Source organism: Salmonella sp. NW645, from assembly GCF_051703725.1.
Lineage (GTDB): Bacteria > Pseudomonadota > Gammaproteobacteria > Enterobacterales > Enterobacteriaceae > Salmonella > Salmonella enterica.
Genome location: NZ_JAMMKR010000003.1, coordinates 18,193 through 31,574, shown reverse-complemented (window position 1 = coordinate 31,574; position 13,382 = coordinate 18,193). Strand labels below are relative to the sequence as shown.

14 protein-coding genes are annotated in these 13,382 nt (G+C 54.6%); 10 read left to right on the top strand and 4 right to left on the bottom strand.

The annotated features are described in order from the left end of the window. Positions 1-39 precede the first annotated feature (39 nt). Positions 40-246 (top strand): YbfA family protein, encoded by a 207-nt coding sequence (locus tag NA389_RS07315; protein WP_000401433.1) that lies wholly within the window; start codon positions 40-42, stop codon positions 244-246. A gap of 110 nt (positions 247-356) precedes the next feature. Beyond that, positions 357-1,778, top strand: coding sequence for a deoxyribodipyrimidine photo-lyase (phrB, locus tag NA389_RS07310; protein WP_001142021.1), 1,422 nt, complete (start codon positions 357-359; stop codon positions 1,776-1,778). A 38-nt stretch (positions 1,779-1,816) separates the two neighbouring features. Here the strand turns inward: phrB and NA389_RS07305 are convergent, their stop codons facing one another. Beyond that, complete coding sequence (locus tag NA389_RS07305; protein WP_001041123.1) at positions 1,817-3,298, bottom strand: MFS transporter; 1,482 nt, start codon at positions 3,296-3,298, stop codon at positions 1,817-1,819. Between the two features lie 328 nt (positions 3,299-3,626). Here NA389_RS07305 and ybgI point away from each other — a divergent pair, with 328 nt between their 5' ends. From ybgI to nei, 5 genes are all read left to right on the top strand, one after another. Beyond that, positions 3,627-4,370: a radiation resistance protein YbgI gene (ybgI, locus tag NA389_RS07300; RefSeq protein ID WP_000798844.1), complete on the top strand. Its 744-nt coding sequence runs from the start codon at positions 3,627-3,629 to the stop codon at positions 4,368-4,370. Between the two features lie 15 nt (positions 4,371-4,385). Continuing rightward, positions 4,386-5,042 carry a 5-oxoprolinase subunit PxpB gene (gene pxpB, locus NA389_RS07295; RefSeq protein WP_001188366.1) on the top strand — a complete coding sequence of 219 codons (657 nt, stop codon included), beginning with the start codon at positions 4,386-4,388 and terminating at the stop codon, positions 5,040-5,042. Then, positions 5,036-5,968, top strand: a complete 933-nt coding sequence (gene pxpC, locus NA389_RS07290) for a 5-oxoprolinase subunit PxpC (RefSeq protein WP_000932036.1) — start codon at positions 5,036-5,038, stop codon at positions 5,966-5,968. The genes pxpB and pxpC overlap by 7 nt, the downstream gene beginning before the upstream one ends. Then, positions 5,958-6,692 (top strand): 5-oxoprolinase subunit PxpA, encoded by a 735-nt coding sequence (gene pxpA / locus NA389_RS07285; RefSeq protein WP_001017913.1) that lies wholly within the window; start codon positions 5,958-5,960, stop codon positions 6,690-6,692. Before pxpC ends, pxpA begins: the two co-directional genes overlap by 11 nt. Before the next feature lie 121 nt (positions 6,693-6,813). Next, a complete protein-coding gene (gene nei, locus NA389_RS07280; protein WP_001113962.1) occupies positions 6,814-7,605 on the top strand; it encodes an endonuclease VIII in 792 nt (263 codons plus the stop codon). 54 nt (positions 7,606-7,659) lie between these two features. Here nei and NA389_RS07275 read toward each other — a convergent pair whose 3' ends face one another. The 3 genes from NA389_RS07275 to NA389_RS07265 all read right to left on the bottom strand — a co-directional run bounded on the left by NA389_RS07275 (position 7,660) and on the right by NA389_RS07265 (position 10,483). Further along, on the bottom strand, positions 7,660-8,706 hold the full coding sequence (locus NA389_RS07275) for an AbrB family transcriptional regulator (protein ID WP_001122054.1): 1,047 nt from the start codon (positions 8,704-8,706) through the stop codon (positions 7,660-7,662). 136 nt (positions 8,707-8,842) lie between these two features. Then, positions 8,843-10,126, bottom strand: coding sequence for a citrate synthase (locus NA389_RS07270; RefSeq protein WP_000785811.1), 1,284 nt, complete (start codon positions 10,124-10,126; stop codon positions 8,843-8,845). Between the two features lie 225 nt (positions 10,127-10,351). Then, a complete protein-coding gene (locus NA389_RS07265; protein WP_418142699.1) occupies positions 10,352-10,483 on the bottom strand; it encodes a hypothetical protein in 132 nt (43 codons plus the stop codon). Positions 10,484-10,865: 382 nt separating this feature from the next. Here NA389_RS07265 and sdhC point away from each other — a divergent pair, with 382 nt between their 5' ends. The 3 genes from sdhC to sdhA are packed head-to-tail and all read left to right on the top strand — an operon-like array spanning position 10,866 to position 13,377. Further along, entirely contained in the window at positions 10,866-11,270 is a 405-nt protein-coding gene (sdhC, locus tag NA389_RS07260; protein ID WP_000263340.1) for a succinate dehydrogenase cytochrome b556 subunit, read from the top strand. Further along, the gene (gene sdhD, locus NA389_RS07255) at positions 11,264-11,611 is read left to right on the top strand and encodes a succinate dehydrogenase membrane anchor subunit (RefSeq protein WP_000254356.1); all 348 of its coding nucleotides are present in this window, start codon (positions 11,264-11,266) and stop codon (positions 11,609-11,611) included. The genes sdhC and sdhD overlap by 7 nt, the downstream gene beginning before the upstream one ends. Continuing rightward, entirely contained in the window at positions 11,611-13,377 is a 1,767-nt protein-coding gene (gene sdhA, locus NA389_RS07250; RefSeq protein ID WP_000775561.1) for a succinate dehydrogenase flavoprotein subunit, read from the top strand. The genes sdhD and sdhA overlap by 1 nt, the downstream gene beginning before the upstream one ends. The last annotated feature ends 5 nt before the right edge of the window (positions 13,378-13,382 follow it).

The following is a 13,382-nucleotide window of genomic DNA, read 5'->3' as shown; positions in this document are numbered from 1 at the left end:
TACCGGGGCGGGTAGCGTCGGTATAAAGGGGGAAAACGTATGGAACACTATAAAGACTATCCGGCGCATGTCATTTTTGCCCGTCGTGCTTTCGCGGTGATCGCAGGCGTGCTGGCGCTGCCGGTGATGCTCTTCTGGAAAGACCGCGCGCGTTTTTATAGTTATCTGCACCGTGTCTGGTCGAAAACCAGTGATAAGCCGGTATGGATGGCGCAGGCTGAAAAAGCCACCTGCGACTTTTATTAATCGCGACCAGCCTGAAAAACCGTCAGCCGCCACGCTGGCGGTTTTTTTATGCGCCAGGGTCTACACTGTTTAACGCTATTCGCCATGACGTTTCATCTTTCAGGAGTTGTATGCCCACCCATTTAGTCTGGTTCAGGCGCGATCTGCGTTTACAGGATAACCTTGCGCTGGCCGCCGCCTGCCGCGATGCATCCGCGCGGGTGCTGGCGCTTTATATTTCCACCCCCGCGCAGTGGCAGGCCCATGATATGGCGCCGCGGCAGGCGGCATTCATCAGCGCGCAGCTCAACGCGCTACAGACGGCCCTTGCAGAGAAAGGGATTCCGCTGCTGTTTCATGAAGTGGCGGATTTTAACGCCAGTATTGAAACGGTCAAAAACGTTTGCCGACAGCATGACGTCAGCCATCTGTTTTATAACTATCAGTATGAGTTTAACGAGCGTCAGCGTGATGCGGCGGTGGAAAAAACGCTGCCATCTGTCATCTGCGAAGGCTTTGACGATAGCGTGATTCTGGCGCCCGGCGCGGTGATGACCGGCAATCATGAAATGTATAAAGTTTTTACGCCGTTTAAAAACGCCTGGTTGAAACGGCTAAAAGAGGATATTCCGCCATGCGTTCCGGCCCCGAAGATCCGGGTGAGCGGCGCGCTTTCTACACCCTTAACGCCAGTCTCGCTTAACTACCCGCAACAGGCGTTTGACGCCGCGCTTTTCCCGGTGGAAGAAAACGCGGTTATCGCGCAGCTACGTCAGTTTTGCGCGCAGGGCGCAGACGGGTATGCGTCACGGCGCGATTTCCCTGCGGTTGAAGGCACCAGTCGGCTTTCCGCCAGCCTGGCGACGGGAGGACTGTCGCCGCGACAGTGCCTGCACCGATTACTGGCGGAGCAGCCGCAGGCTCTGGACGGCGGACCGGGAAGCGTCTGGTTGAATGAACTCATCTGGCGGGAATTTTACCGTCATTTAATGACCTGGTATCCGGCTTTATGCAAACACCAGCCGTTTATCCGCTGGACAAAACGCGTCGCGTGGCAGGAGAACCCGCACTATTTTCAGGCATGGCAGAAAGGCGAAACCGGTTATCCCATTGTCGATGCGGCGATGCGCCAGCTTAACGCGACGGGCTGGATGCATAACCGTTTACGCATGATTACCGCCAGCTTTCTGGTAAAAGATCTGCTAATTGACTGGCGGTTAGGGGAGCGCTATTTCATGTCGCAGCTTATTGACGGCGATCTTGCCGCCAATAATGGCGGCTGGCAGTGGGCCGCTTCAACCGGTACTGATGCCGCGCCTTATTTTCGTATTTTTAATCCCACGACTCAGGGAGAGAGGTTCGATCGCGACGGCGAATTTATCCGCCAGTGGCTACCGGCATTACGCGATATCCCTGGAAAAGCGATTCACGAGCCGTGGCGGTGGGCGGAAAAAGCGGGAGTCGTGCTTGATTATCCTCGGCCTATTGTGGAGCACAAACAGGCGAGAATCGCGACGCTTTCCGCCTATGAGGCGGCGAGAAAAGGGGCGTGATACAGGCCCGGTAGCGCAAACTACCGGGCCTTCTGCTATCAGGATTCGACGGCCAGCGCGCGGCTTTTGAATTTGAAGGACTGATACAGCCAAATCAGCAGGACAACCCCTACGCAGGCTAACGCGCCCCAGGTGATCTGTTCAAAAACATCCACATAGGCGTTGATGGCGTAATTAACCGCGCCGCTGGCGTCGAAGGCGCTTTGCGAAGTCTGGTCAGCGATGACGCCTGCCAGATAGTTAGCTATCGCGCCGGACAGCAGCATATAAATTCCGGTTAATACGCCGGTGACGCCGGGGATGTCAATGCGCGTAATTTGCGACATGGCGACCGGGTCGATAAACAGCTCGGCAAAGCCCATCACCGCCAGTCCCAGCACCATTAGCGGCATTGAAGAGTGTCCGTAAGCGGCGGACCAGCGTGCGCTCAGGGTCAGAATACAGAATCCGGCGCTCATCAGACCGAGACCCAGCGCGAATTTGCCCCAGATACGCACGGTGCGATTACCGCTTACGCTCTCTTTAACCAGCCAGGCCAGGACGACCCCACACAGCATCACGGCAAAGGCGTTCACCGACTGGAACATGGCGGTAGGAACGGAATAGCCCAGAATATCGCGGTTCACAAAGCGGTCGATATACAGGCTGATAGAACTGCCGCCCTGCTGGGCAAACGCCCAGAACAGCATACTGAACAGGGTCAGGGTGACAATCAGCCCCAGTTCTTTGCGTTGTTTGGCCGTTTGCGCCTGGCGATAAATTTTTGCCAGCACGACCAGGCCGATCGCGGTCGCCACGATTAAGGCATAGACAGACCATTCTTTCCAGAACAGAACGGTAATCAGCAACGGCGCCGCTACCAGCAGAATTAACAGCCAGCCCCAGTTCGGCAGCAGGTAGTTTCTGGCGCACAACACGGCTTTATTCACGCCGGTGGTGTGGGTGAAATGACGATTTCCACACAGGAAGATCACTAACCCCGCCAGCATACCAATGGCGGCGAGCGCAAAGCCCATCGCCCAACTGTACTCCTCTTGCACATAGCCGCAGGCGATAGGCGCCACGATCGAACCAATATTACCCGCTGCGTAAAGCAGCGAGAACCCGCCGTCGCGGCGCGGATCTTCAGGCTGGTACAGTTCGCCCAGCAGGCAGCTAATATTCGATTTAAACAGGCCGTAGCCGCAGACAATGATCGCCAGCGACAGATAAAGGAATGTCGGCGCGATCTCACTGGCGCCCAGCACTAAATGACCGATCGCCATTAAAAATGCGCCCAGCATGACTGCCATTCGGTTGCCAAGCACCTTATCCGCCAGATAGCCGCCAAGAATCGGCGTTACGTAGACCAGCGAACAATAAGCGCTGAATAACTCATAGGCGTGGTTATCGTCGTATTTTAGCTGATTGGTGAGATAAAGAATCAGTAGGGCGCGCATACCATAAAAGCTGAAGTACTCCCAAATTTGCAGGGCGACAACGTAGTAAATAGCGCGGGGTTGAGATGCTTGTTTATTCATCGTATTTCCGGGATAGAGACGCTGCGGCAAGAACGCGGCATTCTCAGATAATGCCTTTCTTTGTGGGCTTATTAAGCCTGCCGTATCGCCGTGTTTCCTTAAAGTTACCAACATGATACAGAACTGATTTTTTCTGCAATATGCGTTCTGATTGCATAAATATACATGAAACCGATCGTGTTTTGCTAAGTAATTTGCGCCAAACCCGGGGGTGATTGTTTCTTGATGTGTCAAACAAATGTTTATCGACGAACGGCTAACGGGAGGCTATGTTAACGGAGACTGAACCCGTAACGGGAAAGTAGAACGTGGGTTAAAGGGAGCGATGATGAAAAACACCGAGCTGGAACAACTGATTAACGACAAGCTGAACAGTGCGGCAATAAGCGATTATGCGCCGAATGGTTTACAGGTCGAAGGAAAAGAGACGGTACAGAAAATCGTTACCGGCGTGACCGCAAGTCAGGCGCTGCTCGATGAGGCGGTGCGTTTGCAGGCCGATGCGGTCATTGTTCATCATGGTTACTTCTGGAAAGGCGAGTCTCCGGTTATTCGCGGCATGAAACGCCGTCGCTTAAAAACGTTACTGGCAAATGATATTAACCTTTACGGTTGGCATCTGCCGCTGGATGCGCACCCTGAGCTGGGCAACAATGCGCAGTTGGCGGCGCTATTGGGCATTACCGTGAAAGGAGAAATTGAGCCGCTGGTGCCGTGGGGAGAGCTCTCAATGCCGGTGCCGGGGCTGGAACTGGCCTCATGGATTGAAGCGCGTCTGGGGCGTAAACCGCTATGGTGCGGCGATACCGGGCCAGAGAATGTGCAGCGTGTCGCCTGGTGTACCGGCGGCGGACAAAGTTTTATTGATAGCGCCGCCCGCTTCGGCGTGGATGCTTTTATTACCGGCGAGGTGTCTGAACAGACCATTCATTCCGCGCGCGAACAGGGGCTGCATTTTTATGCCGCCGGGCACCATGCCACTGAACGCGGCGGTATTCGCGCCCTGAGCGAATGGTTGAACGAAAACACGGCGTTGGATGTGACGTTTATTGATATCCCTAACCCGGCATAACTGAGAGGTAATAAAGTGCAGCGAGCGCGTTGTTATCTGTTAGGCGAAACAGCGGTCGTCCTGGAACTTGAACCGCCGATTACGCTGGCGAGCCAGAAACGCATCTGGCGTCTGACGCAGCGTCTGGTCGATATGCCGAACGTGGTGGAAGCCATTCCCGGGATGAACAATATCACCGTGATCTTGCGGGAACCGCAAACCCTGGCGCTGGATGCGATTGAGCGTCTGCAGCGCTGGTGGGAAGAGAGCGAGGCGCTGGAGCCGGACTCGCGTTCGATTGAGATCCCGGTGATCTATGGCGGCGCAGGCGGGCCGGATCTGGCGGCGGTGGCACGGCACAGCGGTTTGAGTGAAAAGCAGGTCGTGGAGCTACATGCCTCCGTTGAGTATGTCGTCTGGTTTTTAGGCTTTCAGCCTGGCTTTCCCTATCTTGGGAATTTACCAGAACCGCTCCATATGCCCAGACGCGCGGAGCCGCGCCTGCAGGTTCCGGCCGGTTCTGTCGGCATCGGCGGCGCGCAGACGGGGATTTATCCATTATCCACGCCGGGCGGCTGGCAGCTGATCGGCCTCACGCCGTTGAAGTTATTCGATCCGATGCGGGAGCTCCCGGTTCTGTTACGCCCTGGCGATAGCGTACGCTTTGTGCCGCAAAAGGAGGGAATATGCTGAATATTATTCGCGCGGGGATTTACACCTCCGTGCAGGATAGCGGGCGTCACGGCTTTCGTCAGTCGGGGCTGAGTCACTGCGGTGCGCTGGATAAACCCGCCTTTCAGACCGCTAATCTCCTGGTCGGGAACGATGCGAATGCCCCGGCGCTGGAAATCACTCTCGGTCAACTGGTTGTCGAATTTGAAAATGAGACCTGGTTCGCTCTTACCGGCGCAGGCTGCGAGGCGCAGTTGGATGATCAACCGGTCTGGACAGGCTGGCGATTGCTGGTAAAAGCGGGTCAACGTCTTACGCTGCATCGACCGCTTCACGGGATGCGTAGCTATCTGGCGGTAGCGGGTGGTATTGCTGTGCCGGAGGTGATGGGATCGTGTAGTACCGATCTGAAGTCCGGTATCGGTGGGCTGGAAGGACGGCTGCTAAAAGATGGCGATCGGCTGGCGACGGGTAAAGCATCGCGACAGTTTAGCGGGCCGCAGGGCGTGAAGCAGTTACTGTGGGGGAATCGCATCCGTGCGCTGCCGGGGCCGGAATACCGTGAATTCGATCGCGCCTCGCAAGAAGCGTTCTGGCGTTCGCCGTGGCAACTCAGTCCGCAAAGTAATCGCATGGGCTATCGTTTGCAGGGACAATCGTTAACGCGGACAACGGATCGCGAACTGCTGTCGCACGGTTTGCTGCCCGGTGTCGTACAGGTGCCTTACAACGGTCAACCTATTGTGCTAATGAATGATGCCCAGACAACTGGCGGCTATCCGCGCATTGCCTGCATCATCGAGGCAGATATGTACCATCTGGCGCAGATCCCGCTAGGGCAACCGATCCATTTTGTGCAATGTTCGCTGGAAGAGGCGCTCAACGCGCGACGCGAGCGTCAGCGCTATCTGGAACAGCTTACCTGGCGACTTCAGCATGAACATTGATTTAAATGCGGATTTGGGCGAAGGTTGCGCCAGCGACAGCGAATTATTAACGCTGGTCTCCTCCGCCAATATCGCCTGTGGTTTTCACGCCGGTGATGCGCAAACCATGCTGACCTGCGTGCGCGAGGCGCTGAAAAACGGCGTGGCGATCGGCGCGCATCCCAGCTTTCCGGATCGGGATAATTTTGGGCGGACGGCGATGGTTTTACCGCCGGAAACGGTATACGCCCAGACGCTGTACCAAATCGGCGCGCTGGGGGCGATTGTTCAGGCGCAAGGCGGCGTGATGCGCCATGTTAAACCGCACGGTATGCTCTATAACCAGGCGGCGAAAGATCCCCGTCTGGCACAGGCGATTGCGAAAGCGGTACACGACTATGATCCGTCACTGATACTGGTTGGACTGGCGGGAAGTGAGCTGATCCGGGCCGGTGAACGCTATCGCCTGGTGACGCGGCAGGAGGTGTTTGCCGATCGCGGCTATCAGGCCGACGGTAGCCTGGTGCCGCGCACGCAACCTGGCGCGCTGATTCACGACGAAGAGCAGGCGCTGGCGCAAACGCTGGATATGGTGCAAGCCGGGAGAGTGAAAAGTGTTACTGGTGTGTGGACGACTGTCACGGCGCAAACGGTGTGCATTCATGGCGACGGCGAGTATGCGCTTGCATTCGCACGCAGGCTACGCGCCGCGTTCAATGCGCGTAATATACACGTTATAGCCTGAGAGCCCGACGATTGAAGCTATTATATTACGGCTGTGGATGTTCATTATGGCGTTCGATGTGCATTCCAGACAGTCAGAGGCGGGGTAGTCCATTAATCAACTGTTAACAAAGGATATTATCATGCCTGAAGGCCCGGAAATTCGTCGTGCGGCGGATAATCTGGAGGCGGCAATCAAAGGCAAACCCTTAACCGATGTCTGGTTTGCCTTTGCACAGTTAAAACCGTATGAATCGCAGCTTACCGGTCAAATTGTTACCCGGATAGAGACGCGGGGAAAAGCGTTATTGACCCACTTTTCAAATGGCCTGACGCTCTACAGCCACAACCAACTCTATGGCGTATGGCGGGTGATCGACACTGGTGAAATACCGCAGACCACGCGTATATTGCGCGTCAGGCTACAAACGGCGGATAAAACTATACTGCTTTATAGCGCGTCTGATATCGAAATGCTGACAGCAGAGCAGCTCACGACGCACCCCTTTTTACAGCGAGTCGGTCCGGATGTGCTGGACGCGCGTCTCACTCCGGAAGAGGTTAAAGCTCGATTGCTGTCGCCGCGTTTTCGCAACCGACAATTTTCCGGACTGTTGCTGGATCAGGCCTTTCTGGCGGGATTGGGGAATTATCTGCGCGTTGAAATCCTCTGGCAGGTAGGGTTAACCGGACAGCATAAAGCGAAAGATCTCAACGAGGCGCAACTGAATGCGCTTTCTCACGCGCTGTTGGATATTCCGCGCCTGTCCTACACGACTCGCGGTCAGGCGGATGAAAACAAGCATCATGGCGCACTGTTTCGCTTTAAGGTTTTCCACCGTGACGGCGAAGCGTGCGAGCGGTGTGGCGGCATTATTGAAAAGACAACACTGTCCTCACGCCCGTTTTACTGGTGCCCGCATTGCCAGAAATAGCCGGAACCGCCATCGGCGAGCGGCTATTGCCTGATGGCGCGACGCTTATCAGTCCTACAAAGGTTGTCTGGGCGCATAGGTTGATATAAAACGGGCCACTGCTGGCCCAGTTAACAGAATGCTGAACAGCCGTAGGGTTTGCATTGCCATGATGAGCGCCATATCGGCACTGCTTCCTGCCGCGATCGCGGCAACCGTATCCAGACCCCCGGGACTGGTGGCGAGATAAGCCGTCATAAAATCAATCTGCATGTAGTAAGCCATTCCCCACGCCATCGCGGCGCAAATCGCCATCAGCGCGAAAATTGACAATAAGATTTGCGGCAATGGCCGCAGCGCCATAAAAAACACCTGTCTGTCAAAACCCAGCCCAATACGCCAGCCTATCGCCATATACGCCACGGCCAGCAGCCATTCGGGTAATTCAATCTCAATGATGCCTTGCGAATGGAGAAGCGCGCCTGCCAACATGGGGAGCAGCATCGTGCCGGAAGGGATACGCATCAGGCGACCGGCAATGCCCGCCACGATCGCTAATAGCAGCGTCGTCAATAAATTACCGCTAAGCGGCGGAAACCAGATCACCTGTTGGCTGACCGCTGCCGCGCTGTCGCCGAGTATCAGGCGTGTCACCAGCACCGCCGCGCCAGCCACAAACAGTACCCGTAGATACTGCATAAACGCCACCAGGCGGATATCCGCCCCGTAATCTTGCGCCATCGCTACCATTGCCGCTGCGCCGCCCGGCGATGACCCCCATGCGCCGGTGTTGCCGGGCAGCGAGCTGTAGCGTACCAGCAGCCAGCCGACTATCGCGCTGGAAAGCAGCGTCACCAGCAACACTAAAAGCACGACCGGCCAGTAGAGGGCGAGGGTGGTCAATATCGAACCGGTTAGATTTTGGGCGATCATACAGCCGAGAATCGCCTGTGCGGCGAGAAAAATACCGCGCGGAAGTTGTAGCGTACTACCTCGCAAACTCAACACGATACCCGCAATCATTGGACCGAGCAGCATCGCCGCCGGAAGGTGCAGATAGAGAAAAATAAGGGAAATGAGCAGCGATAACAGGAACAACAAAAACCACTGCAGAATCGGCATTCCATGCTCCCTGAATGATATTTAGCGAAACCTTAATTAATCATAGAGAGTAACGGGGTAAGAATAAAATAATGAGGATAAGAAAAAAGGGAAAATGTAACGGATGGCGAGGGTTGCGTCGCCATCCGGTTGTCAATTAACGCTTCAGCGCCGATTTAAAGTCGCGTTTATCGTAGCCGGTATACAGCTGACGAGGACGGGCGATTTTCATGCCATCAGTGTGCATTTCATTCCAGTGTGCAATCCAGCCAACGGTACGCGCCATGGCGAAGATCACGGTGAACATGGAGGATGGAATGCCCATCGCTTTCAGAATGATGCCGGAGTAGAAGTCTACGTTCGGGTACAGTTTCTTCTCGATGAAGTACGGGTCGTTCAGCGCAATGTGCTCAAGCTCCATCGCCACTTCCAGCAGATCATCTTTGGTGCCCAGCTCTTTCAGCACTTCGTGGCAGGTTTCACGCATCACGGTGGCGCGCGGATCGTAGTTTTTGTAAACACGGTGACCGAAGCCCATCAGGCGGAAAGAATCATTCTTGTCTTTCGCACGACGAACAAATTCCGGAATGTGTTTAACAGAGCTGATTTCTTCCAGCATTTTCAGCGCGGCTTCGTTTGCGCCGCCGTGCGCGGGTCCCCACAGGGAGGCGATCCCGGCGGCAATGCAGGCGAACGGGTTGGCGCCGCTTGAACCTGCGGTACGTACCGTTGACGTAGAGGCGTTCTGCTCATGGTCAGCGTGCAGGATCAGAATACGGTCCATCGCGCGCTCCAGTACCGGATTCACTTCATAGGTTTCACACGGCGTGGAGAACATCATGTTCAGGAAGTTACCGGCGTAGGAAAGGTCGTTGCGCGGATAAACAAACGGCTGACCGATGGAATATTTGTAACACATCGCCGCCATGGTCGGCATTTTGGACAGCAGGCGGAACGCCGCGATTTCACGGTGGCGCGGATTGTTCACATCCAGCGAGTCGTGGTAGAACGCCGCCAGCGCGCCAGTGATCCCGCACATTACCGCCATCGGATGTGAGTCGCGACGGAAAGCATGGAACAGGCGAGTGATTTGCTCATGGATCATCGTATGGCGGGTGACTGTCGTTCTGAACTCGTCATACTCTTCCTGCGTCGGTTTTTCGCCGTACAGCAGGATGTAACAGACTTCCAGATAGTTGGAATCGGTAGCAAGCTGGTCAATCGGGAAACCGCGATGCAACAAAATGCCTTCGTCGCCGTCGATGAAGGTGATTTTAGATTCGCAGGATGCGGTAGAGGTGAAACCAGGGTCAAAAGTAAAAACTCCTTTTGAACCGAGACTACGAATATCAATAACATCTTGACCGAGTGTACCTTTTAGCACATCCAGTTCAATAGCAGTGTCACCAGTAAGGGTGATTTTTGCCTTTGTATCAGCCATTTACGGTCTCCTTAGCGCCTTATTGCTTAAGACTGCCGGAACTCAGACTTGCCTTCTCCACGTCACCTTCCCTGTCGTTAGCGCAGGGAAGATTCTGTGTATGCATCAATCAACCGTTACCAGTTTGTTATTTGGCTCGCCGCTCTGTGAAAGAGGGGATGACCTGGGTACAGAGCAATGGGCGCTTGCAGGTAACGGATTGATTAATTTCGAATTAGCAGCAAATCAGGAACGTAGCAATCCGAGTAATGTAACCTGTCTATCACTAATAACTGTCCTGAAAGAATGGGTCAATATCATTGTACTGTTGCATAACTTATTAACAGGTGAAAGAGTGACCCCATAACTTTTACGCATTATATGCTTTTTCTGGTGTTGTTTGTAACAATTTTGTTTAATGTTTGTCAAATCAGATGATTGAAAATTAAAAAAATGTTGTTATCGTGACCTGTGTCACTGTTCAGGATAAAACCTGACAAACTATATGTAGGTTAATTGTAATGATTTTGTGAACGTCCTATACTGCCGCCAGGTCTCCGGAATACCCTGCAATCCCGAGCCACCCAGCGTTGTAACGTGTCGTTTTAGCTACTGGAAGCAGTGTTTTACATGACGCGCAGTTATAGAAAGGACGCTGTCTGACCCGCACGCAGACCGGAGGAAGGAAATCCCGTCGTCTTTCTGGCTACAGGTAGATTCACCTCTGTAACCGAAGTCTTAAGGGAATAATAAGAACAGCATGTGGGCGTTATTCATGATAAGAAATGTGAAAAAACAAAGACCTGTCAATCTGGATCTACAAACGATTCGGTTCCCCATCACAGCGATAGCGTCCATTCTCCATCGCGTATCCGGTGTGATTACTTTCATCGCCGTCGGCATACTACTGTGGCTACTGGGCACCAGCCTCTCTTCTCCGGAAGGATTCCAGCAGGCCGCCGACATTATGGACGGCTTCATCGTTAAATTTATCATGTGGGGCATCCTTACCGCGCTGGCGTATCACGTCATCGTGGGAATTCGTCACATGTTAATGGATTTTGGCTATCTGGAAGAAACATTCGAAGCGGGTCAACGCTCTGCCAAAATCTCTTTTGTTATCACTGTCGTGCTTTCACTTCTCGCAGGAGTCCTCGTATGGTAAGCAACGCCTCCGCATTAGGACGCAATGGCGTACATGACTTCATCCTGGTCCGTGCTACCGCTATCGTTCTGACGTTATACATCATCTACATGGTGGGTTTTTTCGCCACGAGCGGCGAACTGACCTTTGAAGCCTGGACCGGTTTCTTCTCATCGGCCTTCACCAAAGTCTTCACCCTGCTGGCGCTTTTTTCCATCTTGATTCATGCCTGGATCGGCATGTGGCAGGTGTTAACCGACTACGTTAAACCACTAGCAGTGCGTCTGATACTGCAACTCGTTATTGTTGTTGCGCTGGTGGTTTACGTCATCTATGGATTTGTTGTGGTGTGGGGTGTGTAATGAAACTGCCAGTCAGAGAATTTGATGCTGTTGTGATTGGTGCCGGTGGCGCAGGTATGCGCGCGGCGCTGCAAATTTCCCAAAGCGGCCAAACCTGTGCGCTGCTCTCGAAAGTCTTCCCGACCCGTTCCCATACCGTTTCCGCGCAGGGCGGTATCACCGTGGCGCTCGGCAATACCCATGAAGATAACTGGGAATGGCACATGTACGACACCGTTAAGGGGTCGGACTACATTGGTGACCAGGATGCCATCGAATATATGTGTAAGACCGGACCGGAAGCGATTCTGGAACTGGAGCACATGGGGCTACCGTTCTCCCGTCTTGATGATGGACGTATCTATCAGCGCCCGTTCGGCGGCCAGTCGAAAAACTTTGGCGGCGAGCAGGCGGCACGTACCGCGGCAGCGGCTGACCGTACCGGTCACGCCTTGCTACATACGCTGTATCAACAGAATTTGAAAAACCACACCACGATTTTCTCCGAATGGTATGCGCTGGATCTGGTGAAAAACCAGGATGGCGCGGTGGTGGGGTGTACCGCACTGTGCATCGAAACCGGTGAAGTGGTGTACTTCAAAGCCCGCGCGACGGTGCTGGCGACCGGCGGCGCAGGCCGTATCTACCAGTCCACCACCAACGCTCATATCAATACCGGTGACGGTGTCGGTATGGCGCTGCGTGCCGGTGTCCCGGTGCAGGACATGGAAATGTGGCAGTTCCACCCGACCGGTATCGCCGGGGCGGGCGTGCTGGTGACAGAAGGCTGCCGCGGCGAAGGCGGTTACCTGCTGAACAAACACGGCGAGCGCTTTATGGAGCGTTATGCGCCGAACGCCAAAGACCTGGCGGGTCGTGACGTGGTGGCGCGTTCCATCATGATCGAAATCCGTGAAGGTCGCGGCTGTGATGGTCCGTGGGGGCCGCACGCTAAACTGAAACTGGATCACCTGGGTAAAGAGGTGCTGGAATCTCGCCTGCCGGGTATCCTGGAGCTGTCCCGCACATTCGCCCACGTTGACCCGGTGAAAGAGCCGATTCCGGTTATCCCGACCTGCCACTACATGATGGGCGGTATTCCGACTAAAGTGACCGGTCAGGCGCTGACCGTGAACGAGCAGGGCGAAGATGTGGTGATTCCGGGGCTGTTTGCGGTAGGCGAAATCGCCTGTGTATCGGTTCACGGCGCCAACCGTCTGGGCGGTAACTCACTGCTGGATCTGGTGGTCTTTGGCCGTGCGGCGGGGCTGCATTTACAGGAATCCATCGCCGAGCAGGGCGTGCTGCGCGACGCCAGCGAGTCTGACGTTGAAGGTTCTCTGGAGCGCCTGAATCGCTGGAACAATAACCGCAATGGCGAAGATCCGGTGGCTATCCGCAAAGCGTTGCAGGAGTGTATGCAGCATAACTTCTCCGTATTCCGTGAAGGCGACGCGATGGCGAAAGGGCTTGAGCAGTTGAAAGTGATCCGCGAGCGTCTGAAAAACGCCCGTCTGGATGACACGTCCAGCGAGTTTAATACCCAGCGTGTTGAGTGTCTGGAGCTGGATAACCTGATGGAAACCGCCTACGCCACTGCCGTATCAGCCAACTTCCGGACGGAAAGCCGCGGCGCGCATAGCCGCTTCGATTTCCCGGAGCGTGATGATGCCAACTGGTTGTGTCATACCCTGTATCAACCGCAAACGGAATCCATGACGCGCCGAAGCGTCAATATGGAACCGAAACTGCGTCCGGCGTTCCCGCCGAAGATTCGTACTTATTAATTGCG

Coding starts and splice junctions, on each gene's coding strand:
- NA389_RS07315 (WP_000401433.1), top strand. CDS start 40: ATGGAACACTATAAAGACTATCCGGCGCATGTCATTTTTGCCCGTCGT.
- nei (WP_001113962.1), top strand. CDS start 6,814: ATGCCTGAAGGCCCGGAAATTCGTCGTGCGGCGGATAATCTGGAGGCG.
- NA389_RS07275 (WP_001122054.1), bottom strand. CDS start 8,706: ATGCCGATTCTGCAGTGGTTTTTGTTGTTCCTGTTATCGCTGCTCATT.
- pxpA (WP_001017913.1), top strand. CDS start 5,958: ATGAACATTGATTTAAATGCGGATTTGGGCGAAGGTTGCGCCAGCGAC.
- ybgI (WP_000798844.1), top strand. CDS start 3,627: ATGAAAAACACCGAGCTGGAACAACTGATTAACGACAAGCTGAACAGT.
- pxpC (WP_000932036.1), top strand. CDS start 5,036: ATGCTGAATATTATTCGCGCGGGGATTTACACCTCCGTGCAGGATAGC.
- phrB (WP_001142021.1), top strand. CDS start 357: ATGCCCACCCATTTAGTCTGGTTCAGGCGCGATCTGCGTTTACAGGAT.
- NA389_RS07305 (WP_001041123.1), bottom strand. CDS start 3,298: ATGAATAAACAAGCATCTCAACCCCGCGCTATTTACTACGTTGTCGCC.
- sdhD (WP_000254356.1), top strand. CDS start 11,264: ATGGTAAGCAACGCCTCCGCATTAGGACGCAATGGCGTACATGACTTC.
- NA389_RS07265 (WP_418142699.1), bottom strand. CDS start 10,483: ATGCGTAAAAGTTATGGGGTCACTCTTTCACCTGTTAATAAGTTATGC.
- NA389_RS07270 (WP_000785811.1), bottom strand. CDS start 10,126: ATGGCTGATACAAAGGCAAAAATCACCCTTACTGGTGACACTGCTATT.
- sdhA (WP_000775561.1), top strand. CDS start 11,611: ATGAAACTGCCAGTCAGAGAATTTGATGCTGTTGTGATTGGTGCCGGT.
- sdhC (WP_000263340.1), top strand. CDS start 10,866: ATGTGGGCGTTATTCATGATAAGAAATGTGAAAAAACAAAGACCTGTC.